Below are 25,350 nucleotides of genomic sequence, written 5' to 3'. Positions count from 1 at the left end.
CTTTCTTGACGAAACCCTGATAAAATGTTATATTTTTAGATAGTTGCATGAAAAAATACGAAAGATAATGAATAAAAGGAGTCGATTTTTAGAATGGACGATGGCAATCCGCTTTTACGCGTGATTATTTTTGTCGCTTTTATCCTGCTGGACGCAGTGTTTTATGGGTTTGGAGCAGCAATCCAAAACGTAAACACCGGTGATTTAGAACGTCAGATGGAGGAGGGGAGCGAAAAAGCCCGGAAACTGCTGCGCATTGTGAACAGACCCACCAGGTTTGTCAACACCATCCAGATTACCACGAATTTAATAGGCATGATAACCGGGGCATTTATTTTGGAACAGCCGGCGGCAAAGCTGGAAGAGATCCTGGCAAGGGGAGGCGTATTTCCCAGCCAGTTGTTTTCTTTCCTTCTTATGGTGCTGATCTGGATTGGGATGATCGTGGTGCTCATCAGCTTTGGAATCATCATTCCCAAGCGCTGTGCCGCAGAAAATCCTGAAAAGTGGGGATACCGGCTTCAGCCGGTGGTTTCCCTCATCATGATCCCTCTTCTTCCCGTGACCTGGCTGGCCAATGCGGTGGCTTACCTGTCTTTAAAACTCATGGGCGTTAAGATGGTATCAGACAGTGAAAATGTTACAGAAGAGGATATTATGTCCATGGTTAACGAAGGCCATGAGCAGGGTGTCTTAGAGGCCAGGGAAGCGGAGATGATCACCAACATCTTTGAGTTAAATGACACAGAGGCCGGAGATATCATGACCCACAGAAAGAATCTGGCAGCCTTAGACTGTGAAATGCCTCTTTTGGAGGCAGCGGACTTCATATTGAATGAGGGCCTTAATTCCCGTTATCCTGTCTATAAAAAGGATGTGGATGATATCATCGGAATCCTGCACATGAGGGATGCCCTGGTTGCTGCAAAGAATGAGGAAGACAAAAACCGAGCATTGTGTGAGATTCCGGGACTTCTCAGAGAGGCCCATTTCATTCCCGAAACCAGAAACTTAAATGACTTATTTAAGGAAATGCAGTCTGAAAAGATTCACATGGTAGTGGTTGTAGATGAATACGGCCAGACCGCAGGCGTGGTGACCATGGAAGATATTCTGGAAGAGATTGTAGGTAACATTTTAGATGAGTATGATGTGGACGAGGAATATATCGTTCCTTCTGATGACGGTTCCTTTTATATCAATGGCATGACTCTTTTGGAGGACGTGGAAAAAGCCCTGGATATTGAATTCGAGGATGAGGACTACGACTCCTATGATACCATAAACGGCCTTTTGATTTCCCGCCTGGACCGGATACCTCAGGAAGGCGAAGAAACAGAGGTTTCTATTCTCGGATACTGCTTTAAGATTCTTCAGGTGGAAAATAAAATCATTCAGACCATAAGGGCCTGGAAAGAAGAACCGGAGGAAACGGAAAGAACAGAGGAAAACCAGGAGAAGACCCCTGAAGAAGAGATGTAAGATCTGCACAGCGCCAGTGCTCCTTTGAGTTCAGGCTGCTGTGCATTTTTTTTCTTGCCAGATGAAAAGAATAGTGCTAGAATAAGAAAGATATTGATTTTTCGGAAGTAAAAAAGGATGAAATATAGAAAGAAAAGGAGTGTTGGAAACAATGTCAGGACATTCAAAGTTCGCAAATATTAAACACAAAAAAGAGAGAAATGATGCTGCAAAAGGCAAGATTTTCACTGTCATCGGAAGAGAGTTGGCGGTAGCGGTAAAAGAAGGCGGACCAGACCCTGCAAACAACAGCAAGCTCCGTGATATAATTGCAAAGGCCAAGGCTAACAACATGCCCAATGATACAATTGACAGAGGCATAAAAAAGGCTGCCGGTGATGCAGGAAGCGTCAATTATGAAACCATCACATATGAAGGCTACGGCCCTAACGGAGTTGCCATCATCGTGGATACGCTGACAGACAACAAGAACCGGACAGCAGCTAACGTAAAAAATGCCTTTACCAAGGGAGGCGGCAATGTGGGAACTCCCGGCTGCGTTTCTTTTATGTTTGATAGAAAGGGCCAGATCATCATTGACAAAGAGGAATGTGAAATGGACCCTGATGAGCTGATGATGATTTCCTTAGAAGCCGGAGCAGAGGATTTTTCTGAGGAAGAAGACAGCTTTGAAGTAATTACAGGGCCGGAAGAGTTCAGTACGGTGAGGGAAGCCCTGGAAGCAGCAGGCGTGCCTATGGCAGAAGCAGACGTCACCATGATTCCTCAGACCTGGGTGGAGCTGACCGATGAAGATTCTGTTAAGAAAATGAATAAAATCCTGGATCTGCTGGATGTTGAGGACGATGTCCAGGCTACTTATCACAACTGGGAAGAATAAAAAGTGAGGAAAGACCATGTTACGGCGGTCTTTCCTCACTTTTTGTCAATTTTCGGAAGGTTTTGACAGATTCTGTATTTTATTATATAATTAGGATAAATATTACAAAAAACCTATTAAAACAAGAAAAACATGTTGTCATGTAACGATTTTAGTAAATATAATAGGATAAGCTTTCTGTAATCTGAAACCCTGACTTCTTATATAAGGCCATGGCAGGCACATTCTGACCGGATACCTGCAGGAAAAGAGTTTCTTCCTTTCCAGTTCCGGACTGTGTAAAAAAATCGTTCAAAAGTAAGGAAAGACAGGCCCTGCCATACCCTTGGTTCCGCAAGTTCTCTGGGATTTCAAAGCCGTAAAAATAAGAACTGTTTTCCCAGGAATCCAGGTAACAGGAGCCGACAGCCTTATCTCCTGCCAAAAACACGTAATGAACCGGCTCTTCCTGAAAACTCTGTCTTTCTGATATGGAAATGGATTCAGGAATATGGCAGCCCTTTGCCAGTTCTGATCCGGAAAAATCAGAAAAGGAAAGGCTCATCATATGTTCCCGGTACCAGAAGGCAGCTCCTATGGCCTCCAGAGCAGAAATCGTATCCTGGCAGTTCTCCTGAACAGAAAAAATCAGGTCGCTGTCTCCGGTTTCCTTCAGCAACTCTTCAAAAAGCAGTGTGAAGCAGCCTTGGCGCCGATTTGGGGGAAGGGTGAAGGCGCAGCATTCCCATTCGCTGTTTTCATTAAAAAAAGCAGATAAGGCGGATAAGAGACAATCTTCGTCGTATAATAAGTAGTATACCCAGCCTTCTTCCATAGAAAATGTAAGAGAGATGGAGTCGTGGCCCTGGCAGATGTTCTGCAGAGTGAGCAAGTCATTTTTTTGTGATTCACAAAGGGCCTCTGTTCGGATTATATTCATGGCAGCTCCTGACTGATGTAATTTTTAGAAAGGGTATTTCCCTGACTAATAGTATAATACAAGAAAATATCAAATTTCAACCAAATATTTTCCATATTGCTGATTGTCTCTTTGAAGTATGGGTGATAGAATAAATACAAGTGTAGGAGTGGAGGGATTTATTTGAAAAAAAGAGAAGAAATACCGGTTTGCCATACCTGGAATATGGCGGACATTCTGCCGTCTGAGGAAGCATGGGAGAATTTGTTCCGTGAAACAGAGCAGGCGCTGTCTGGTTATAAAGAGTACGAGGGACATCTGGCGGATTCAGGCGAGATGCTTTTTTCTTGTCTGGAATTTGACGAGGAAACGTCCCTGAAAATAGAAACCCTGTTTGTATATGGAAGGCAGAAATCCGATGAAAATACGGGCAATGCCAGATACCAGGAGTTTTCCTCCAGGGCCAGAGCCCTTTCATATGAAGCGGCGGGGATGTCGTCCTTTATCGTTCCTGAAATTTTAGAAATTCCGGAAGAGACTTTATCCCGTTTGCGCAAAGATACGGAAAAGCTGAAACGCTATGACAGAACCTTTGAAATTATCTTAAAAAAGAAGGCCCATACCTTATCTGCTTCCATGGAGGCCTTGCTGGCAAAATCCATGGACGCCACCTCCGGATCGTCTGACGTTTTCAATATGTTCAACAATGCTGACGTGAAATTTCCTGAGATTCTCGATGAGAACAAGGAGCCTGTCCGTATCACTCACGGAAACTACATTGCATTGATGGAAAAGCAAAACAGAGAGGTCCGCAAATCCGCCTTTGAAGGCTTATACAGCGTTTATAAGCAGTTTGGAAATACATTGGCAGCTACCTTTGCATCTAATTTAAAACGGGCAGCTTTTTATGCCCAGGCAAGGAATTACCCTTCCGCCAGAGCCCATTCCCTTGGGGAAAATGAGATTCCGGAAGAGGTTTACGACAACCTGATACAGGCGGTTCACGAAGGCCTGCCTCTGCTTCACCAGTATGTATCCATCCGGAAAAAGGCCCTTGGCGTGGAAGAACTGCACATGTATGACCTCTATGTGCCCATGGTTTCCAGAGAAGAGCAGAAGTTCACCTTCGAAGGCGCCAAGGCCATGGTTTTGGAAGGGCTGAAACCTTTGGGAGAGGAATACTTATCCCTGCTAAGAGAGGGCTTTGAAAACCGCTGGATCGATGTATATGAAAATGAAGGAAAGCGCAGCGGGGCTTATTCCTGGGGTGTTTACGGAATCCATCCTTATGTGCTTTTGAATTTTAACGGAACCCTGGACAGTGTATTTACCCTGGCTCATGAGATGGGGCACGCCCTTCACAGTTGGTTTTCCGATAAACACCAGACCTATGTGGATGCAGCTTACAAGATTTTTGTGGCTGAGGTGGCTTCCACCTGCAATGAGGCCCTGCTCATCCGGCATCTTTTGGAGATCACCCAGGATAAGGCTGAAAGAGCTTATCTTGTGAATCACTTTATGGATAGCTTCCGGGGAACTCTGTACCGCCAGGCCATGTTTGCGGAATTTGAAGAGGAAACCCACCGCCGTCTGGGAAAAGGAGAGGTGCTTACGGCAGACCTTCTCTGCAGCATATACCGCAAACTCAATGAGGAATACTTTGGCCCGGATATGATTGTTGACCGGGAAATTGACTATGAATGGTCCAGAATCCCTCATTTTTATACGCCGTTTTATGTGTATCAGTATGCCACCGGCTTTTCGGCGGCCATTGCAATCAGCAGTAAGATTTTAGAGGGAGATGAGAAGGTGCTGGAGGGGTATTACCAGTTCTTAAGCGGTGGAAATTCCATGACTCCCATAGACCTACTAAAGCTGTGCGGCGTTGACATGTCAACGTCAAAGCCGGTGACGGATGCGCTGGCCGTATTTTCAGAGCTTTTAGAGGAGATGAACAGGCTGATTTAATCAGCCTGTAAGGTGACTTTGCCCTCAGGGCAAAGAGAGGCCCCCTGGGGGGGCGGAGTAGAGAAGGGGGGAGTTCAGGATGAATTTATATCAGATGATATTTAAAAGAAGATCGGTCAGAAAATTTAAAAAAGAACCAGTTCCGGAACAGCTTTTAAAGGATATCCTTTATTACGGCAGCCGCGTTTCCGGACTTCAGGCAGATATTCCGGTTAAGATGGAAATTGTTGAAAATCTGGATGGGCATGTTGCAGTCAAAGGATTGTGGAAGGTGGAGGCACCTTATTATCTGGTATTTTATTCCGAGGAGAAGGAAGGGTACTTAACCAACGCCGGGTATATACTGGAATTTGTCTTTTTGTATATGACGGGAAAGGGGCTTGGAACCTGTTATCTGGGAAATACAAGGCTTCCTCATACGAGTTCTCAGAATTCAGGGCTTAAACAGGTCATTGCAGTGGCTTTCGGATACCCCAAGGGCCTGCTTTACCGGGACCCGGCTACAGCAAAAAGACTTCCTTTGAAGGAACTGTGCGTGTTTAAAGAAGAAGTGTCAGAGTCTATGAAAAACATTTTAAAGGCTGTCCGCCTGGCTCCCTCAGCCATGAACACCCAGCCCTGGCGTTTTATCGTATATCATGACAAAATTTATGTGTTTTGCTGCAGAGAATTCCTGCCCTCCTCCCCCTTTGTGTCCATGAGGGAAATGAGCATCGGTATCATGCTTTCCCATTTGACTATTGCGGCAGAGGAAATGTGGATGAACATAAGACTGGAAAAAGAAGAAAGCATGGAGAAAAAGTCTTATAAAAGCGGAACATATGTGACTACGGCGTATATAAAAGAGTACAAATGAAGAAAAGCCGTTTAAAACGGCGGGGACAGAAAGAGAAGGCTTGCGGATATATATAGTCTTCTCTTTTTTCCTGCCGGCTTCTCTTTATTAACTTTATATAAAGCTTTTTATATGAAACTCTTTATGTAAAAATTTTATTTGAAAAAGCGGAGAAAAGAATTCATGAAACGGGAAGTCGATTTAAAGGAGATTTCAGACGGAAAATTATACGGAATCAATGACATGGTAAAGGCTGACTGCGGCGACTGCAAGGGGTGCTTTGCCTGCTGTCAGGGCATGGGACAATCTGTTGTCTTAGACCCTCTGGACTGCTTTCGCATAACCCAGAACCTCTCCTGTACCTTGGAGGCCCTGCTTGGATCAGAGCTGGAATTAAATGTGGTGGATGGAATTGTTCTTCCAAATCTCAGGATGAAGGGGGAGGGGGAGAAGTGCGGTTTTTTAAACCAGGAGGGGCGCTGCAGAATACATAGCTTCCGTCCGGGCATCTGTCGTTTGTTCCCATTGGGAAGGGTCTATGAGGACGAGGATTTCCGGTATTTTCTCCAGATCCACGAATGTAAAATGGAGAACAGAACCAAGGTAAAGGTGCGCAAATGGATTGATACCCCTGATCCCAAGCACTATGAAACTTTCGTGCGGGACTGGCATTTTTTCTTAAAGGGGCTGGAAAGAAAAATAGAGGAAAAAGGGGACCAGGTCTTTGCCAATCAGGTGAGTCTTTATGTGCTGAAACAGTTTTATCTGACACCCTATGACGGGAGCCAGGATTTTTACGATCAGTTTGGCAAAAGGCTTGAAGCCGCTTCCCTATTATGATAGAATTGGTAAGAATAGAAAATAATAAGAACCAGGAGAACCAAGGAGGAGACAATGATCAGGCAGTTAATTGAAAAAATTCAGGCAACAAAGGCACCGATCTGTGTAGGTTTGGACCCAATGTTAAATTATATACCGGAGCATGTGACGAAGAAAGCATTTGATGAATTTGGTGAGACATTAGAAGGAGCTGCAGAAGCTATCTGGCAGTTCAATAAAGAAATCGTGGATCATGTATATGATCTGATTCCGTCTGTAAAGCCTCAGATCGCCATGTACGAACAGTTCGGCATTGAGGGCCTGAAGGCTTACGTAAAAACTGTCAATTACTGTCAGGAAAAGGGACTTTTGGTCATTGGAGATGCAAAAAGAGGAGATATCGGCTCTACTTCAGCCGCTTATGCCATAGGACATTTAGGAAAGGTGAAGGTGGGAAGCAATACCTTCTCCGGTTTTGGTACGGAATTTCTCACGGTGAATCCATATCTGGGAACCGACGGAGTGAAACCCTTTGTGGATGTGTGCAGGGAAGAAGATAAGGGACTTTTCGTTCTTGTAAAGACCTCCAACCCCTCCAGCGGCGAATTCCAGGACAAGCTGATTGACGGAAAACCTCTGTATGAGCTGGTTGCCCAAAAGGTAGTGGAATGGGGCGCAGAGTCCATGGATGGCACCTACAGCAATGTGGGCGCAGTTGTGGGAGCTACTTATCCGGAAATGAGCCGGATTCTCAGAAAGCTTATGCCAAACACCTATTTCCTGGTTCCCGGATACGGAGCACAGGGGGGAACGGCAGAGGATTTGAAGCCATGCTTTAACGAAGACGGTCTGGGAGCCATTGTAAACTCCTCCAGAGGAATCATTGCAGCCTATAAGACAGAAGCCTATGCCCGGTTTGGCGGGGAGCATTTCGGCGAAGCCTCCAGACAGGCTGTCATCGACATGGTGGCTGATATTAACAGAGTATTATAGGAGAAAGCGCAATGGTAAAAATAAAGGAAACAGCATTGGTTGAAAGCCAGATACGGCTTGCAGACGATGTATACAGCATGTGGATTAAAACAGAAACAATCACTGCCCAGGCAGAGCCGGGACAGTTTGTTGACGTATTCCCAAAAGACGGAGCAAAGCTTTTGCCCCGACCTATCAGCATTTGTGAAACAGATAAGGAAAAGGGCCTGTTAAGGCTGGTATACCGGGTAGTTGGAGAAGGAACAGAGGAGTTCTCCCACTATAAAGCCGGTGATACGGTTGAGATCATGGGATCTCTTGGAAACGGATTTCCTTTAGAAGCAGGCAGGGAAGGAAGAAAAGCATTTTTAATCGGCGGCGGAATCGGAATTCCTCCCATGCTGGAGCTTGCAAAGCATCTGCCCTGTGAAAAACAGGTGGTGCTTGGCTACAGGGATGTCCTGTTTTTAAATGAAGAATTTCACCCCTATGGGGCTACTTACGTTGCCACAGAGGACGGAAGTGCCGGAACAAAGGGCAATGTATTAGATGCCATCCGGGAAAACGGCTTAAAGGGTGATGTGATTTTTGCCTGCGGCCCCACTCCCATGCTGAAAGCCTTAAAGGCTTATGCCCTGGAGCATGGAATTGAATGTTATCTTTCCTTAGAGGAGAAGATGGCATGCGGAATCGGTGCCTGTCTTGCCTGCGTATGCAAGACCACAGAGGTGGACGAGCATTCCATGGTCCATAACAAGCGCATCTGTAAGGATGGCCCTGTATTTAAGGCTGAGGAGGTGGAGTTTTAGATGAATACGAAAGTGAATCTGGCCGGAGTAGAGCTTAAAAACCCGGTAATGACCGCCTCCGGTACCTTTGGCTCCGGAGAAGAATACAGTGAGATGATTGATTTAAGCCGTCTGGGTGCAGTGGTTACCAAAGGTGTGGCTAACGTGCCATGGCCGGGAAACCCAACTCCCCGAATTGCAGAGACCTATGGCGGAATGCTCAATGCCATCGGACTTCAAAATCCGGGAATGGAAGTGTTTGCAAAGAGGGATATTCCTTTTTTAAAGCAGTATGATACGAAAATCATTGTAAACGTCTGCGGAAGGACCACAGAGGATTACATTGATGTGGTGGAACGTCTGGGCCAGGAACCGGTGGACATGCTGGAAATCAACATTTCCTGTCCCAATGTAAAGGAAGGCGGAATTGCTTTCGGACAGCAGTGCCAGTCTGTAGAGGAAATAACCAGAGAAGTGAAAAAACATGCAAAGCAGCCCATTATCATGAAGCTGAGTCCCAATGTGACGGATATCGGGGAAATGGCAAGGGCGGCAGAAGCAGGCGGGGCTGATGCCATTTCTCTCATCAACACCATAACAGGCATGAAAATTGACGTAAACCGCAGAACCTTTGCACTTGCCAACAAAACAGGCGGCTTGTCCGGCCCTGCTATTAAGCCCATTGCAGTCCGCATGGTTTACCAGGCAGCCCAGGCAGTGAAGATCCCCATTATTGGAATGGGCGGAATCCGCAATGCAGAAGATGCCATTGAGTTCATTCTGGCAGGAGCTACGGCTGTTTCTGTTGGAACGGTGAATTTCTGGAATCCTTATGCGGCAGAGGAAGTGGTAAGCGGCATTGAGGAGTATATGAAGAAATATCAGGTGGAAGATATCAGGGATTTAATTGGTGCGGTGAGATAGAAAGCAATAATTGCATAGAGAGGATAAGAATATGGAACAGTACAAGCAGGAATTTATAGAATTTATGGTAGAAAGCAATGTTCTGAAGTTTGGCGACTTTACATTGAAAAGCGGAAGAAAGTCCCCGTTTTTTATGAATGCAGGTTCTTATGTAACAGGAGGACAGCTTAAAAAGCTGGGAGAATACTATGCAAAGGCCATTCACGACAATTTCGGGGATGATTTTGATGTGTTATTCGGGCCGGCTTATAAGGGGATTCCCTTAAGCGTTACCACTGCCATCGCTTTCCATGAGCTGTACGGAAAGGAAATTAAGTACTGTTCAAACAGGAAAGAGGAGAAGGATCACGGCGGTGATGCGGGAATTCTTCTCGGAAGCCCTATCAAGGATGGAGACCGCGTTGTTATTATCGAAGATGTGACCACCTCCGGAAAATCCATTGAAGAGACCTTCCCCATTATTAAGGCTCAGGGAAATGTGGAGATTTTGGGCCTTATGGTTTCCTTAAACCGTATGGAAAAGGGAAAAGGAGACAAGGGAGCCTTGGATGAAATCCAGGAAAAGTATGGATTTAATGCTGCAGCCATCGTTTCCATGGCAGAAGTTATTGAACATCTGCATAACAGGGAATATGAGGGGAAGATTATCATTGATGATACAATCAAAGAAGCTATTGATGCCTATTACCAAATCTACGGCGTAAAATAAGTCCGGCTAAGAAAAAGGAGGGTTTTATATGGAAAGAGTATATAAAACAATGAGAAATGCAGGTGCTTTAAACATTGCCGCTGGTATTACCATGGTCGTGCTGGGTATTGCTGCCGGAGTCATGACAATTATTACAGGTGCGGTTTTGCTAAAGAGAAAGTCTGAAATCATTTTTTGAGCATAATTTACTTAATGAAGGTAAGGGAAGCACGGCCTGAATTTAGACATCAGCCGGACTTCCTGCCTTTTAATATATACAGACGGAGCTGCTATGATTAAAAATACAACAAAACGGCAGAAGATGGGTTGGGTAATTTTTGTGTTTTACCTGATCTTTTTGGCGTATTTTCTGTTTTTCTCCGATTATTTTGGAAGAGGGAAACATATTCAGGAAGAATACGCTTATAACCTGGTTCCATTTACAGAGATAAGGCGTTTCATTGTTTACCGCCATGTGGTCGGAACCAGGTCTTTTCTTTTGAATATTGCAGGCAATATTGTGGGATTTATGCCCTGCGGATTCTTTCTCCCTATCATCAGCCGCAGAAGCCGCATCTGGTTTAATACGGTTTTGTTAAGCTTCCTGTTCAGTTTTTGTGTGGAAACTGTACAGCTTATTTTTAAAGTGGGGAGCTTTGACGTGGATGATATTATATTGAACACCCTGGGGGGATTGCTGGGCTACATCCTGTATAAAATAGTACAGACCATAAGGATAAGGAGGAAACGACGTGCCAAAGCGTAAAAAGGTGTCTTACATCAGAAAGTCCTTTGCCAGAAGAAGCTTCTTCTCTTTGGGCCTTGCCATAGGAGCGTTGGTTCTGGGGATTTTTGGAATTGCCGGATCAGTGCTGGCAGCAGGTGAAGGCCAGCTCAACACGGCTGCAGCGGTTTTTTGCAGTCTGGTGGTTTCCTTGTTTTCTCTGGCTTATGGTTTTTTTTCTTTTCTGGAAAAGGATAAAAAATATATCCTGTCTAAAATAGGAATAGGAATCAGCGGTTTTTTGGTTCTCTTTTGGATTGTGCTGATTATTATAGGAATGAGGTAATAGAATGGATTATGGAATGATGTTTCAAGAAGAAAACGAAGTCATGAAGGAGCGTTTTGAATTGTCCATGGAGCGGATCGGGCAGATCATATCAGAAGAGACTGTGCCCCAGCCTTACCGGGATTATTTTGTCAGAACAGCTTCTTTTATTGGGATGATGGGAGAGTATCTCCGGTTTATAGAGTCCGGTGACCAGAAGCAGGCTTCTATTGAAGTTTTAAAGGAATGGAACCAAAAGCTTTATGAGGACATTCTGCCCGGAAATTACGAAAAAAGCTATGCAGATCCGGCTTATGCGGCAGCAAGGCTGGGAGAGGGATACGGACGGCTTTTCTCTTATTTATATAAGGAAATACGGGGAGATATCGTCTTTGTCCATGAAAACAGGATTAAGGATATCACCATTTTAAATGAAACCTTCATTGAAATCTATAACATGTTTGAAGAAGAAATCCCTGAGGTTTCAACAGTGAAAGAGGTGCTTTACTGGTTTGTCAGCGACTATACGGACCACACAGTTTCCTACCGGGTCCGGGAAGGGCTTGACCCCTCTCTTTCTTTTGCAACGGATATCATAAGGAATCATGATTTAAATGATCTTAGGTATCTGTATTATTTTGGGGAGTATATTTCCGATTCAGAGCTTAGGACAGCAAAGTTTTTGAATTCCCTTCCTGAGGAAAGGGTGCGCCTGATGGCCAATACCTATACGGAAGGCTATTGCAGAGGTTTTGAGGTGATGGGAAGGGACTTAAAGAAAAAGGGAGCCGTGCAGATCCGCTATGAGCTGGGCTTTGAGCGCATGGTGAAGTATGCCATAGAGAATTTTGAAGCCCTTGGACTTAAGATTATTCTCTGCCGTGCATCCGTGTGGACGGTGAATACAAATGCCGGCCGAAAGGCAGGCTACTACAGCACCTCCCCCAACCGGCAGTACGAATATGACCACCGTTATGATGAAGCCATTTATTTGAATAAAGCGTTTAAGGACCGGAAGGCTGCTGTTTTAAAAGTGGCTTATGAAACGTACAAGGAACTGGCGGCAGCCTATGCAGGCCCTGCTGTCATGGAAACCTTTGGAAAAGAGGGCTTTAAACCGGTGAACAAGCCGGAGGCCAACCGCCTGGATTTAAAGCAGGAAAAGCTGGCGGTGGAAGTGTCCAACGAAACCGCCAGAATCTTAAAGCAATTTATTCCGGGAAATGAGACCAGCTTTACCATCATCGCATTTCCGGTTCCGGAAATCGGAGAGGACTTTGAAAAAATATTTGAGGAAACAATTGCCATCAACACCCTGGATTACGAAAAATACAAGGGAATCCAGCAGTCCATCATCGATGCCCTGGACGAAGCCTCATACGTGGAAATCAGGGGAAAAGGGGAGAACCGGACCAGGCTGACTGTGGCTCTTCATCCCATCGGGAATAAGGATAAGGAAACCAATTTTGAAAACTGTGTGGCTGATGTGAATATTCCCCTTGGAGAGGTGTTCACTTCTCCAAGGCTGACAGGCACAAATGGGACCCTGGCCGTCAGTACGGTTTACATCGGGGAATTCCAGTTTAAAAATCTTATAATAACCTTTGAAAACGGTATGATCAAGGACTACGGCTGCGATAATTTTGAAACTCCGGAGGAAGGAAAGGCCTTGGTTAAGCAGATGATTCTGAAAAATCACGACACCCTTCCCATGGGCGAATTTGCCATAGGCACCAATACTACGGCCTATGCCATGGCTCAAAAGTTTGGGATTTTAGATAAGCTTCCTATTCTCATTGTGGAGAAAATGGGCCCTCATTTTGCAGTGGGCGACACCTGTTACAGCTGGGCAGAGGACAGTCCTATTTACAATTCTGACGGAAAAGAGATCATTGCAAGGGATAATGAGGTTTCCATTCTCAGAAAAGAAGATGTTTCAAAGGCTTATTTCAGCTGCCACACGGATATCACCATACCTTATGCAGAGCTGGATTCCATTGAGACCATCAGGCCTGACGGAAGCAGGATTTCCATCATAGAGGACGGAAGATTTGTTCTAAAAGGAACAGAAGAACTGAATCTCCCTTTGGCAGGAGTACAGGGGGCGTAAAAATCTTAAAATATTTATCGGCCTGCTTATGAAATTGGTGCTTTTGCCGATAAAATATATAATAATTAATCTTGCAAAAGAGGAACGGATATGGAGGAACTAGTGTGAAAAGTTTAAAGATTGGCAAAAGAATTGCGGCAGCATTTGGAATTGTTCTTGTATTGTTTTTAATTGTTTCTGGCATCTCTATTTTAGGGCTGAGACAGAACAATGGAAGACTGGTGGAATTTTTCAACAATGGTCACAAGGTGGCGGTGAGTGCGATGGAGATGAGGCTTGAGATTCAGGCAGCAGCCAAGAACATGGCATATGCTACTTTGAGCACTGATTTAAACGACACAGAGCAGTATATTAAATCGGCAGATTCCAATGTGGAAAACTTTATGAATGGTATCCAGTTTTTAAGGGAGAAGCATAAGGGAGATAAAGCTATTTTGGACCGGCTGGAAGGTGATGTAAAAGAACTGGAGATTTATAAGAATGAGGTATTTGAACTGGCACGGCAGAACAAGAGCCGTCAGGCTACGGAAGTGTTCTTCAGTTCTGTCAATCCGGCTCTTGCCAAGATTCGTGACAGTCTGACAGAAATCGGCAATGAGGTTGATCAGTCTACTGACGGTGATTTTAAGAACAGCCAGAGAGAAGCCGCATTTCTTCAAGTGCTGGTTGTTGTTGTTCAGATCATCGCAGTTCTGACAGCGTTGGGCTTTTCATACTTCTTAACAAAGCGTATTGTAACTCCCATAAAGGAGATTGAAAAGGCTGCTAAGGAGATGTCAGAAGGAAGTCTTCAGGTTTCCTTAAATTACCAGTCAGGAGATGAGCTTGGTGCTCTCTCTGACAGCATGCGGAATACGATTTCCAATATCAGAACCATTATTGAAGATATCTCTTACCTGACGGGAGAGATGGCGGATGGAAGATTTCAGTTTAACTCCCGCTGCCCGGAAAAATATGTCCTTGATTATGCAACCATCCTCGGTTCTCTGCGCAAGCTTCGGGACAATTTAAGTGATTCTCTCTACCGCATCAGCGAGTCCGCAGATTTGGTGGCAAACGGCTCCGACCAGGTATCCTCCGGTGCCCAGACCTTATCCCAGGGCGCTACAGAGCAGGCTTCCTCCATTCAGGAGCTGGCAGCAACCATTAATGATATTTCCAATCAGATCAATAACAATGCCCAGAGCGCTAAGGAAGCCCGTTTAAGCTCTGAGGAGACTGCCACTAATGTGACAAAGAGCAATGAGAAGATGGATGAAATGTACGCGGCTATGCTGGAAATCAGTACTAAGTCCAATGAGATCGGAAAGATCATAAAGACCATTGAGGACATCGCTTTTCAGACCAATATCCTGGCACTGAATGCAGCAGTGGAAGCTGCCCGTGCAGGGGAAGCAGGAAAAGGCTTTGCAGTGGTAGCTGATGAAGTACGCAATCTTGCCAGCAAATCAGGAGAAGCGGCCAAGAACACCACCATACTCATTGAGGAAAGCATAAGAGCCGTGGAAAATGGTGCCAGAATTACAGCAGAGACAGCAGAAGCAATGCAGGCAGTTGTGGTAGGCAGCAAGCGTATCAATACCATCATTGAATCCATTGCGTCAGCTTCCAATTTACAGGCGACTGCGGTCAATGAGGTGAGCCTTGGAATTGACCAGATATCCAGCGTTGTTCAGACTAACTCCGCAACTGCAGAGCAGAGCGCTGCAGCCAGCGAAGAACTGTCAGGACAGGCACAGATCATGAAGGGACTTTTAAGCCGTTTCAGCCTTTCCGGCACTGACGGAGGAGTAAAGACTTGCAAGTCTGCCTCCCCTTATTACGCAGCAGAGACTGAGACACCGGTTTTAGACATTGATCCATCTTATTTCGATGAACCATCTACCTTTGGCGGCGGGAAATATTGATTGATTCAGCCTCAGGTTTCCGTGATCTAAGTTTGCAGCAGAAAAATACATAACAGTTTTTAATACATGAAATGCGCTTTGATATGTTTTTTTGTCAAAGCGTATTTTTTTTGCTTTTTTACAGAGGCAGCTTCATGGAATATGATTCTTTCTTACAATGAATTTTGAGGAAATTAAATTTGAGAAAAAATGATTGACGGGTCAGAAAAAAACTAGTATTATAATTAATAAGGTGAGATTAATTAATGAGTAATATATATTAGACATACTTATTTAAAGTATTATTAACAATAATGAATTGTATAAACATATGAAAGGAAAAGGAGAATTTACTATGGCAAACGTATCAATTGTAATGGGAAGTGATTCTGATATGCCTGTTATGGCTCAGGCTGCTGAAGTTTTGGAGGCGCTGGGAGTGGATTTTGAAATCACTGTGATTTCCGCCCACAGGGAGCCTGATGTATTCTTTGAGTATGCCAGGACGGCTGAGGCAAGGGGAGTAAAGGTCATCATTGCAGGAGCTGGCAAGGCAGCCCACCTTCCCGGTATGTGTGCGGCGTTATTTCCTATGCCTGTGATCGGGGTACCTATGAAAACCTCAGATTTAGGCGGTGTGGATTCTCTTTATTCCATCGTGCAGATGCCCTCCGGCATTCCTGTTGCCACCGTTGCCATTAACGGGGGAACCAATGCGGGAATTCTGGCGGCTAAGATACTGTCTGCCAGTGATTCTGAACTTTTGGAAAAGGTAAAGAAGTACGGGGAAAATTTAAAGGACGATGTGGTGAAAAAAGCGGAAAAGCTCAATGAAATAGGATACAGGGAGTATTTATCCCAGATGAAAAAGTAAGAACAGGGGAAGCGGAGGAAGAAACATGGATTATAGAAACGCCGGAGTGGACATTGAGGCTGGTTATAAATCGGTGGAATTGATGAAAAAGCATGTGCAGGAGACTATGAGACCGGAAGTTCTTGGAGGACTGGGAGGATTTTCAGGAGCATTTTCCATGTCAGCCTTTAAGGAAATGGAAAAGCCTGTCTTGTTATCTGGAACCGACGGAGTGGGAACAAAGCTGAAGCTTGGATTTATCATGAACAAGCACCATACTGTGGGAATAGACTGTGTGGCAATGTGTGTCAATGACATCGCCTGTGCAGGCGGAGAGCCTTTATTCTTCCTGGATTACATTGCCTGCGGCAAAAATGATCCGGAGCGGATTGCTGAAATCGTCAAGGGAGTGGCAGAGGGCTGCAAGCAGGCCGGAGCCGCCTTAATCGGCGGAGAGACAGCCGAAATGCCGGGATTTTATCCAGAGGAGGAATACGATCTGGCAGGTTTTGCAGTAGGTGTGGCAGATGAAAAGAACCTGATTACCGGAGCCGGGTTAAAGGCCGGGGATGTGCTGATCGGCATGGCTTCCTCCGGTGTTCACAGCAATGGATATTCCCTGGTGCGCAAGGTATTTGATATGACAAAGGAAGGGCTTAATACTTACTACGATGAATTGGGGAAAACTCTTGGAGAAGAGCTGATGACCCCTACCAAGATTTATGTAAAGGCTTTAAAAAGCATAAAGGACAGTGGCATTGTGATCAAGGCCTGCAGCCATATTACGGGCGGCGGTTTTTATGAAAACATTCCCAGGATGCTTCCGGAGGGAATCGGTGCTGTGATTAAAAAGGACAGCTATGAAATTCCGGCAATTTTTAAGCTTTTGGCGGAAAAAGGCGGGGTTGAAGAAAAGGTGATGTATAACACTTATAACATGGGAATCGGAATGGTGCTGGCTGTTGATCCGTTGGATGAGGAGAAATCTATGGAAGCCATCCGTCAGGCAGGTGAGATTCCTTATGTGATCGGACATACAGAGTCCGGGGAGAAAGGTGTAACCTTATGTTAAAGATCGGTGTATTGGTTTCCGGAGGGGGAACCAATCTGCAGGCGGTTCTGGATGCAATTGAGAGCGGGCAGATAACGGGTGCTGAGGTAAAGGTGGTTATCAGCAACAATCAGAATGCCTATGCTCTGAAACGGGCCAAAAACCATGGAATTGACGCTTTCTGCATTTCTCCCGGTGACTTTCAGGAAAGGCAGGCATTTAATAACGCTCTTCTCGAAAAAGTGGATGAATACGGGCTGGATCTTATCGTCCTGGCTGGATTTTTGGTGACAATTCCGCCGGCCATGGTACAAAAGTACAGAAACAGGATCATCAATATTCATCCTTCCCTGATTCCGTCTTTCTGCGGAAAGGGATATTACGGACTTAAGGTTCATGAGGCAGTTCTGGAGCGGGGAGTGAAGATTACAGGCGCTACGGTTCACTACGTGGATGAGGGAACGGATACAGGCCCTATCCTTTTGCAGAAGGCAGTGGAGGTTCATGAGGGGGATACACCTGAGTCTTTGCAGAAGAGGGTCATGGAGGAAGCGGAATGGAAGATACTTCCCCAAGCGATTGCAATGATCGCAGACAGACAGGAGGAGACAGAATGAAGGTTCTCATCATAGGAGGCGGAGGGCGGGAGCATGCAATTGCCTGGAAGATTGCTCAGAGCCCGAAAGATCATCAGATATACTGTGCTCCCGGAAATGCAGGCATAGCTGAAATTGCAGAATGTGTGAATATCGGTGTGATGGATTTTGACCAACAGGCGGTTTTTGCCAGAGAAAAGGGAGTTGATCTCATCGTTGTAGGGCCTGATGACCCGTTGGTGGCCGGAGCGGTGGATGTGCTGGAGAAGGCTGGTTTTAAGGTGTTCGGCCCAAGTAAGGCGGCTGCTTTGCTGGAAGGATCCAAGTCATTTTCCAAGAATCTGATGAAAAAGTATGGAATTCCTACGGCTTCTTATGAGGTGTTTGACTCATCGGAGGCAGCTCTTGCATATCTGGAAACAGCTAAAATGCCCATTGTGTTAAAGGCGGATGGACTGGCTTTGGGAAAGGGCGTTTTGATCTGCGGCACAAGGGAAGAAGCGGTAAACGGGGTAAAAACTCTGATGGTTAATAAGCAGTTCGGCTCTGCAGGAAACCGGATTGTGGCGGAGGAATTTATGACAGGCCGTGAGGTATCGGTGCTTTCCTTTGTGGATGGAAAGACCATTAAAATCATGACTTCCGCCCAGGATCATAAACGGGCTAAGGATGGGGATCAGGGCCTTAATACAGGGGGTATGGGAACCTTTTCACCAAGTCCTTTTTACACAGAGGAAGTGGATGAATTTTGCAGAAAGTATATTTATCAGGCCACTGTGGATGCCATGAAGGCAGAGGGAAGGGAATTTAAAGGGATTATATTTTTCGGTTTAATGCTGACGGAAGCGGGGCCAAAGGTGTTGGAGTATAACGCCAGATTCGGAGACCCGGAGACTCAGGTTGTACTTCCGCGGATGAAAAATGACATTGTGGAGGTTTTTGAGGCCTGCATTGACGGCAGCTTAGACCAGATTGATCTGCAGTTTGAGGATAATGCCGCCGTTTGCGTGGTTCTGGCATCGGAAGGATATCCGGAGCATTATGAAAAAGGATATTCCATTGGCGGACTGGAAGCATTTAAGAACCGGGACGGATATTTTGCCTTTCATGCGGGAACCAGTTTGGATGACCGTGGAAATGCGGTGACTGCAGGGGGAAGAGTGCTGGGAGTGACCGCAGTGGGAGCGGACTTAAAGGAGGCCAGGGACAAGGCTTATGAAGCAGTTCAGTGGGTTTCCTTTGAGAATAAATATATGAGACTGGATATTGGCAGGGGAATTGAAGATATATAATTTTTGTGCAGCTTCCTAAAGTTCATTGGCCGGACCGATGCGGCGGACCGGCCTCTATTGACACTGTAATCTTGTTTTGCTATAATAAGTAAAATAATCAGGAAACAGGAAAAATTGAGTAAGGAAGTAGTAGTTTTGACCGAAAAAAGAGCAACATTAAAAGATGTTGCAGCGAGGTCTAAGGTTTCAATTATGACAGCTTCAAAGGTCCTGAATGGTAAGGACGGTATTTCAAAAGAAACCAGTGACAGGGTGTTAAAAGCTGCAAGAGAACTAAACTATACGCCGAATTTGCTTGCCAAGGGTCTGCGCCTGGATCAGTCAAGAACCATCGGAGTTGTCATGGCAGACGGCAGTCTGGTATCCCATCTCCGTGTTTTAAACAGCATTGTCCATGCGGCAGAAATAAAGCAATATGGAATTATCATTGGCAACAGTGTCAACGACAAAAAGAAAGAACAAAACGTAATTAAGACCATGCTGAACCAGCGTATTGCTGGTTTAATTTTGGTTGGAAGCAACTTGACAGGTGCAGCGTATGCGGAATGGCTGGAACGGCTGTATATGCCGGTGGTTCTTCTGCTCCGTGAAAGCGAGACAAAGCAGGTTACATCTGTCATTAATGATAACTATACAGGCGGTTTTGAGGTAGGAAGGCTGATGGGGCGCCTGGGCAGGAAACAGATTTTGTTTTTCGGCCTGCCAATGGACTATCAGATCGGTCATGACCGGCTGGCGGGAGCGCAGAAGGCCTTAAGCCTGGAAGGGAGTTTTATTTCTGAAGACAGGGTATACCACCTTCAGGCCAGTATTGAAGACGGCTATGAAAAGATTCATCAGTTGATCCATGAGGGCATATCCTTTGATGCAGTGATCTGCGCATCTGATCTGCTGGCAGTGGGTGTAATCCGGGCCTGCCACGAATTAGGGCTGGAGGTTCCGGGAGATGTCTGTGTATCAGGATATGACGATATTGATATTGCCAAATACATCACTCCTTCCCTGACTACCATACGGCAGCCTTTTGAGGAGATAGGCAGGAAGGGGCTGGAGCTTCTCTTGTCGCAGATAGAAGTACCTTCTGACCCGGTTCAGCGCATTATCATTCAAAGCAAGTTAATAGAGAGGCAGTCGACCTTTATCGGTAAAACAGAATAGATAAATACAGGATAGGTAAATGATGAAATTGCTGTTTTGAGTAAGTGCTTACTCAGAACAGCAATTTTTTTTGTATTGCATGGAAGGGGAAAGATAAATGTGGAATGATAGGTTAACGTTAAAATTAAATTAATTGGAAGGATATGGAAAAGTCTTTATGGCAAAGCATAATTGTTAATTTAATAACAAATATTAGGTAAAAATATATAAAAATATCAATAATAATGTTGACAAGTTAGACATTATATGATTATATTATAAATATCAAAGGAGAATCCTTAAGGTTAACGTTAAATATAAACGAGGTCAATTAATCTTTTAGGAGATTCCATGAGCTTCTTTTGCGCAAAAGAATGTTGTATGTTCAAGTGCAGGTGACTTGCCAAAACACCTGAAAAAAACGATGTGTATTTGAGAAGGAGAATAACATGAAAAAAAGATTAGCATTATTATTGGTTGGTTCTATGGTATTATCCCTGTCAGCATGCTCAGGAAGCCAGAGCAGTTCAACGGGTACTGTAAGCGGGGGAGCAGGAGAAACTACAACAGGAAGCGCAGCGCCTGCCGGGGATGCGGTAAAGCTTGGATATTTCGGACCTGAGACAGGCCCTAACTCCATGACCGGCCAGGAAGCCAGAAAAGGAGCTCAGTTAAAGGTAAAGCAGCTGAATGCAGCAGGAGGTCTGCTGGGAAAGCAGATCGATCTGGTTGTTTATGATGATAAGGGAACTCCGGAAGGTGCGGTAAAGGCGGCAACCCGGCTTGTGGAAGATGACAAGGTAAGTGCGATTGTAGGTTCCCAGCTGAGCAGCAACGTACAGGCAGCGGGAGATAAGATCGAGAAGGCCGGAATTCCATGTGTGGGCACCGGACTTGGGCCGGTCTGGCTGAAAAACGGATGGAAATACTTTTTCCGTTCTCAGGGAAACTCCGAATCCGGTGCGGCTCCTTTAAATGATGCCATGGAACAGGTTGGCGTAAAGAAACTGGCAGTTATGATCGCCCAGGATGAAGGAAGTATTTCCAGTGCAAAACTGGTGACTGACGAGGCGGCTAAAAGGGGCAAGATTGAAATTGTAACCTCTGAGGTCAGTCAGAATACGGATACGGACTGGACCGGACAGCTTTCCAAGATGATTTCTGCAAAGCCTGACGGCATTTTCCTTTCTGTACAGGTGGAGCAGGCAGGCCCTATGATTAAGCAGCTTCGCGGATTGAGATATACCGGATTTATCTTTGGAAACGAATGCCTTGGCATGCCGGATGTGCGTCTGGTGGCAGGAGATGCGGCAAATAACAGCATCTATTACGCTGTGCATGTAATCCCGGACAGCGTGGAAGAGGCAAACTCTGAAAAGGAAAAAGAATTCCTTCAGGCTTTTGTGGATGAATACGGCGCACTTCCTATCGGCGATGTGGCATACCGTGCATACGATGCAGTGACCATTATTTCCAAGGGAATTGAAGACGCAGGGTCCGTAGAGCCGACAGCTATCCGTGATGCCATCAAGCAGATCAATGGCCTGGAAGTGCTGGCAGGCACCATTGATTATACTCAGTTTGACAACGGCGAGGGCATGGTAGGAACACAGATATTTATTACAGAAAATGGACGCAACTATCTGCTGGACAAATATGTGACTGAATTTGGTGCTCCGTCCGTTAATTGACAAACCGCAAACGGCATCGGAAAGGATGAAATAATATGTTTGTAAATGTATTGATTGGAGGACTGGTACTGGGCTGTACATACGGGATGCTGGCTTTGGGTTACAGCCTGATTTACCAGGCATCCGGATATATGAATTTTACCCAGCCGGACTTGCTGATGGTTGGAGCTTTTATGGGACTTACGTTTTTTGGAAACTGGGGATGGCCTTTTGCGGTCTCCCTGGCCCTTTCCATGATTCTCATGTTTTTGCTGGGCATGGCAATGGAACGGACTTTTATCCGCACTTTAGTAAAGAAGAAAGCCAAAAATATTTACATTGTGCTGGCTACCATTGCCCTTTCCACCATCTTACAGAATGCGGCAATGCTTTTATGGGACAGCAGACAGCATTCGTTTCCTTCTATTTTCACCAAGCTTTCCCCTATTAAATTGGGAGATGCCAGTGTGCGCCTGGAAGGGATTCTGGCTATTGTGGCAGCTATTACGGCCATGGTGACGCTTCACCTGTTTTTAAATAAAACAAAGTTCGGAACAGCTATGCGGGCTTCGGCACAGAATAAAATGGCAGCAAATGTGATGGGAATTCACGTATGGAGAACCATCAGCATTACCTACGGCATTGCTGCGGCTCTGGCCTGTCTGGGAGGAATCATTGTGGCTCCCAACTTAGGAGTGTCCATGAACCTGGGAACCCAGCTTGGTATGAAAAGCTTTGCCTCTGCCGTAATCGGAGGCTATGGAAATATGTACGGCGCTATTGTAGGAGCCCTTTTAATCGGCCTGATCGAAACATTTTCCGCCGCATACATTGGTTCTCTTTACAAGGATTTCATTGTGTTTGCGCTGCTGATTCTGGCCATGATTTTTAAACCCACGGGCATTTTCAACGCAAAAGTATACGATACGTAAGGGGGAGAGCAAATGAAAAAATTATTAGAGGGAAAAAACTCTGCCCTGAAAAAGTCAGCCGTAGTCATCGCCGTCATCCTGCTTTTGGTGGTGCCCACCATGCTGAATTTCGGCATCGGTTTTTCGGCAAACAGTTATCTTATTTTTCTCATGTGTATTATCATGATATATTCCATTGCAACCTCGGGCCTTGATCTTCTCTTTGGCTATACGGGACAGATTTCCCTGGGACATGCGGGATTTTACTGCATTGGTGCATATGCCTCGGCCCTGCTGAGCCACCCCTCCTACGGGCTTGGAAAATGGCTGGGATTTACGGTCACTCCAATGGTGAGCATTTTTCTGGCAGCCCTTCTTGCCATGGGATTTGGTATTTTACTTTCCTTACCGGCAACCAGGCTGGTTCAGCACTTTCTTTCCCTGCTGACCATTGCTTTTGCACAGCTTGTATACCTGGCTGCTTCCTCATTTCCGGGCCTGACCAACGGCTTTTTGGGAATTGCAGGAATTCCATACATCAACATTTTTGGCATTGAGCTGGATAACAATTATAAGTTTTATCTGTTTTTGCTGGCTCTCATCGCCCTGATCCTGGTCATAAAGACCAACATTGTAAACTCTCGGGTGGGACGCTGCTTCATCGCTGTTCGTGAAAACCAGCTTGCGGCAAACGGCTGCGGCGTGGATATCAGAAAATACAAGATTATGGCTTTTGCCATCTCCGCATTCTTTACGGGAGTATCAGGAGCGTTGTATGCCCATCTTGTTACATTTATCAGCCCGGAAAGCTTTATGTATGCCCAGTCGGTGATCTTTCTGACCATGCTGGTATTCGGAGGAAACGGCAATCTGATCGGTCCTTTGCTGGGTGCGGTGATCATTACCTGCAGCCAGGAAATGCTGCAGGCATTCCGGGATTATCAAATGCTTATTTACGGAGGCCTGATGCTGGTTTCCATCCTCTTTCTGCCGAAAGGCTTATACGGCTTGTTCCAGTATGCCGTACACTTGTTAAAAGATGGGAGGAAGGGACATTGTTAACAGTTGAACATCTGACAATCCGGTTTGGCGGATTGGTTGCGGTAAACGATTTAAACTTCACCATAGAAGAGGGCGAGATATTCGGATTGATCGGGCCCAACGGAGCCGGAAAAACCACCTGCTTTAACATGATCAGCGGAGCCCTTGTTCCAACTTCCGGCAAGGTCATATTAAACGGGAAGGAAATCCAGGGCCGTCCTATGTTTGAGATCAACAGCCAGGGAATTGCCCGTACATACCAAAACATCAACCTGTTTAGGGAAATGACTGTTCTGGAAAATGTTATGGTGGGCAGGCAAAGCCACATGAAGGCAGGCCTTATTTCTTCTATTATAAGAACCGCTTCCCAGAGGAAGGAAGAAAAGGAAGTGGAGCAAAAAGCCAGGGAAATGCTTGAATTTGTAGGGCTGAATCACCGTTTAAGCGATGAGGCCTGCAACCTGTCCTACGGCGAACAGCGCCTTCTTGAAATTGCCCGCGCCCTGGCAAGCGACCCGGTTTTACTCCTTCTTGACGAGCCTGCGGCCGGCATGAACCCTAGTGAAAAGATGGAGCTGAAAGAACTTGTTCTGCGCATCCGCAAGAAAGGCATTACAGCCCTGGTGGTGGAACATGATATGAAGTTTGTCATGAACTTAACAGACAGGATATGTGTGCTTAATTACGGACAGGAGCTTGCACTGGGAACTCCCTTAGAGGTCCAGAGTAATCCTGCTGTTGTGGAAGCTTACTTAGGAGGTGAAAATGTTGGCTAATACTCCAATGTTAGAGATTGATCACTTGACGTATCACTATGGTGCCATAGCAGCGGTCAGAGATGTATCCCTCCAGGTAAATGAAGGGGAGATCGTGGCAGTTATCGGAAGCAACGGTGCCGGAAAGACCACCACATTGAGGGCTGTTTCCGGATTGCTTGGAAGGCTTACGGGAGGTACCATCACGTTCTGCGGAAAAAAGATTGACCGGATGGCACCTTATAAAATAACCGGAGAAGGTCTTGTGCAGGTGCTGGAAGGCCGCATGGTCTTTCCTCAGCTTACGGTAATGGAAAATCTTCAGATGGGTGCCTATTTGCGGAAGGATAAAAAAGAGGTATCAGACAGTCTGGAATACTGTTTTTCCCTGTTTCCAAGGCTGAAGGAACGGGAGCGGCAGCTGGCAGGAACCTTGTCCGGAGGCGAGCAGCAGATGCTGGCAGTAGCCAGGGCCCTGATGTCAAAGCCAAAGCTTCTGATCATGGATGAGCCTTCCATGGGGCTGGCCCCTTTGATCATCCAGGATATTTTCAGCATCATTCAAAAAATCAATAAAGACAGCACCACCATCATGGTGGTGGAACAGAATTCCAATGCAGCCCTGCGCATTGCTGACCGCGGTTATGTGCTGGCAATGGGTGAAGTGGTGTTGGAAGGAACGGCAAAGGAGCTGCTGGGCAATGAGGAAGTAAAGAAAACTTACCTCGGCATTACTTAAATACAG

At 45.6% G+C, this 25,350-nt stretch carries 25 protein-coding genes; 24 read left to right on the top strand and 1 reads right to left on the bottom strand.

Features of this window, described 5'->3' with window-relative positions; all coding sequences use genetic code 11:
- Positions 1-93: 93 nt before the first annotated feature.
- Together V7M78_RS16065 and V7M78_RS16060 are read left to right on the top strand one after the other, a co-directional pair.
- Entirely contained in the window at positions 94-1,482 is a 1,389-nt protein-coding gene (locus V7M78_RS16065) for a hemolysin family protein (protein WP_333651372.1), read from the top strand.
- Between the two features lie 151 nt (positions 1,483-1,633).
- Positions 1,634-2,362: a YebC/PmpR family DNA-binding transcriptional regulator gene (locus tag V7M78_RS16060; RefSeq protein WP_333651371.1), complete on the top strand. Its 729-nt coding sequence runs from the start codon at positions 1,634-1,636 to the stop codon at positions 2,360-2,362.
- 151 nt (positions 2,363-2,513) lie between these two features.
- Here V7M78_RS16060 and V7M78_RS16055 read toward each other — a convergent pair whose 3' ends face one another.
- Positions 2,514-3,281: a GNAT family N-acetyltransferase gene (locus tag V7M78_RS16055; protein ID WP_333651370.1), complete on the bottom strand. Its 768-nt coding sequence runs from the start codon at positions 3,279-3,281 to the stop codon at positions 2,514-2,516.
- 162 nt (positions 3,282-3,443) lie between these two features.
- On the opposite strand from V7M78_RS16055, the gene pepF reads away from it, so the two are divergent.
- From pepF to V7M78_RS15945, 22 genes are all read left to right on the top strand, one after another.
- Entirely contained in the window at positions 3,444-5,228 is a 1,785-nt protein-coding gene (gene pepF, locus V7M78_RS16050) for an oligoendopeptidase F (RefSeq protein WP_333651369.1), read from the top strand.
- A gap of 79 nt (positions 5,229-5,307) precedes the next feature.
- Complete coding sequence (locus V7M78_RS16045; protein WP_333651368.1) at positions 5,308-6,084, top strand: nitroreductase family protein; 777 nt, start codon at positions 5,308-5,310, stop codon at positions 6,082-6,084.
- 162 nt (positions 6,085-6,246) lie between these two features.
- Positions 6,247-6,903: a YkgJ family cysteine cluster protein gene (locus V7M78_RS16040; protein WP_333651367.1), complete on the top strand. Its 657-nt coding sequence runs from the start codon at positions 6,247-6,249 to the stop codon at positions 6,901-6,903.
- Positions 6,904-6,957: 54 nt separating this feature from the next.
- On the top strand, positions 6,958-7,875 hold the full coding sequence (pyrF, locus tag V7M78_RS16035; protein WP_333651366.1) for an orotidine-5'-phosphate decarboxylase: 918 nt from the start codon (positions 6,958-6,960) through the stop codon (positions 7,873-7,875).
- Positions 7,876-7,886: 11 nt separating this feature from the next.
- Positions 7,887-8,663: a dihydroorotate dehydrogenase electron transfer subunit gene (locus V7M78_RS16030; RefSeq protein ID WP_333651365.1), complete on the top strand. Its 777-nt coding sequence runs from the start codon at positions 7,887-7,889 to the stop codon at positions 8,661-8,663.
- Positions 8,664-9,566 (top strand): dihydroorotate dehydrogenase, encoded by a 903-nt coding sequence (locus V7M78_RS16025; protein ID WP_333651363.1) that lies wholly within the window; start codon positions 8,664-8,666, stop codon positions 9,564-9,566.
- Between the two features lie 31 nt (positions 9,567-9,597).
- The gene (gene pyrE / locus V7M78_RS16020; protein WP_333651361.1) at positions 9,598-10,275 is read left to right on the top strand and encodes an orotate phosphoribosyltransferase; all 678 of its coding nucleotides are present in this window, start codon (positions 9,598-9,600) and stop codon (positions 10,273-10,275) included.
- A gap of 28 nt (positions 10,276-10,303) precedes the next feature.
- Positions 10,304-10,453, top strand: coding sequence for a hypothetical protein (locus V7M78_RS16015; protein WP_333651359.1), 150 nt, complete (start codon positions 10,304-10,306; stop codon positions 10,451-10,453).
- A gap of 93 nt (positions 10,454-10,546) precedes the next feature.
- Positions 10,547-11,020: a VanZ family protein gene (locus V7M78_RS16010; RefSeq protein ID WP_333651357.1), complete on the top strand. Its 474-nt coding sequence runs from the start codon at positions 10,547-10,549 to the stop codon at positions 11,018-11,020.
- Positions 11,007-11,324: a calcium:proton exchanger gene (locus tag V7M78_RS16005; RefSeq protein WP_333651356.1), complete on the top strand. Its 318-nt coding sequence runs from the start codon at positions 11,007-11,009 to the stop codon at positions 11,322-11,324. Before V7M78_RS16010 ends, V7M78_RS16005 begins: the two co-directional genes overlap by 14 nt.
- Before the next feature lie 4 nt (positions 11,325-11,328).
- The gene (locus V7M78_RS16000; RefSeq protein ID WP_333651353.1) at positions 11,329-13,413 is read left to right on the top strand and encodes an aminopeptidase; all 2,085 of its coding nucleotides are present in this window, start codon (positions 11,329-11,331) and stop codon (positions 13,411-13,413) included.
- Positions 13,414-13,517: 104 nt separating this feature from the next.
- On the top strand, positions 13,518-15,320 hold the full coding sequence (locus tag V7M78_RS15995) for a methyl-accepting chemotaxis protein (protein WP_333651351.1): 1,803 nt from the start codon (positions 13,518-13,520) through the stop codon (positions 15,318-15,320).
- Between the two features lie 334 nt (positions 15,321-15,654).
- Entirely contained in the window at positions 15,655-16,173 is a 519-nt protein-coding gene (gene purE, locus V7M78_RS15990) for a 5-(carboxyamino)imidazole ribonucleotide mutase (protein WP_333651349.1), read from the top strand.
- 25 nt (positions 16,174-16,198) lie between these two features.
- Positions 16,199-17,224 carry a phosphoribosylformylglycinamidine cyclo-ligase gene (gene purM / locus V7M78_RS15985; RefSeq protein ID WP_333651347.1) on the top strand — a complete coding sequence of 342 codons (1,026 nt, stop codon included), beginning with the start codon at positions 16,199-16,201 and terminating at the stop codon, positions 17,222-17,224.
- Positions 17,218-17,820, top strand: coding sequence for a phosphoribosylglycinamide formyltransferase (purN, locus tag V7M78_RS15980; protein ID WP_333651345.1), 603 nt, complete (start codon positions 17,218-17,220; stop codon positions 17,818-17,820). Before purM ends, purN begins: the two co-directional genes overlap by 7 nt.
- A complete protein-coding gene (purD, locus tag V7M78_RS15975) occupies positions 17,817-19,091 on the top strand; it encodes a phosphoribosylamine--glycine ligase (protein WP_333651405.1) in 1,275 nt (424 codons plus the stop codon). The genes purN and purD overlap by 4 nt, the downstream gene beginning before the upstream one ends.
- 135 nt (positions 19,092-19,226) lie before the next feature.
- Entirely contained in the window at positions 19,227-20,249 is a 1,023-nt protein-coding gene (locus tag V7M78_RS15970; protein ID WP_333651343.1) for a LacI family DNA-binding transcriptional regulator, read from the top strand.
- 428 nt (positions 20,250-20,677) lie between these two features.
- Positions 20,678-21,919, top strand: a complete 1,242-nt coding sequence (locus V7M78_RS15965; protein ID WP_333651341.1) for an ABC transporter substrate-binding protein — start codon at positions 20,678-20,680, stop codon at positions 21,917-21,919.
- Between the two features lie 35 nt (positions 21,920-21,954).
- The gene (locus V7M78_RS15960; RefSeq protein ID WP_333651339.1) at positions 21,955-22,830 is read left to right on the top strand and encodes a branched-chain amino acid ABC transporter permease; all 876 of its coding nucleotides are present in this window, start codon (positions 21,955-21,957) and stop codon (positions 22,828-22,830) included.
- Between the two features lie 12 nt (positions 22,831-22,842).
- Positions 22,843-23,871 carry a branched-chain amino acid ABC transporter permease gene (locus tag V7M78_RS15955; protein WP_333651337.1) on the top strand — a complete coding sequence of 343 codons (1,029 nt, stop codon included), beginning with the start codon at positions 22,843-22,845 and terminating at the stop codon, positions 23,869-23,871.
- On the top strand, positions 23,865-24,626 hold the full coding sequence (locus V7M78_RS15950; protein WP_333651335.1) for an ABC transporter ATP-binding protein: 762 nt from the start codon (positions 23,865-23,867) through the stop codon (positions 24,624-24,626). Before V7M78_RS15955 ends, V7M78_RS15950 begins: the two co-directional genes overlap by 7 nt.
- Positions 24,616-25,344: an ABC transporter ATP-binding protein gene (locus V7M78_RS15945; RefSeq protein WP_442914667.1), complete on the top strand. Its 729-nt coding sequence runs from the start codon at positions 24,616-24,618 to the stop codon at positions 25,342-25,344. Before V7M78_RS15950 ends, V7M78_RS15945 begins: the two co-directional genes overlap by 11 nt.
- The last annotated feature ends 6 nt before the right edge of the window (positions 25,345-25,350 follow it).

It is taken from the genome of Lacrimispora sp. (assembly GCF_036758025.1).
Lineage (GTDB): Bacteria > Bacillota > Clostridia > Lachnospirales > Lachnospiraceae > Lacrimispora.
Note: the sequence above shows the minus strand (reverse complement) of the source record. Positions and strands in the feature narration are given on the sequence as shown.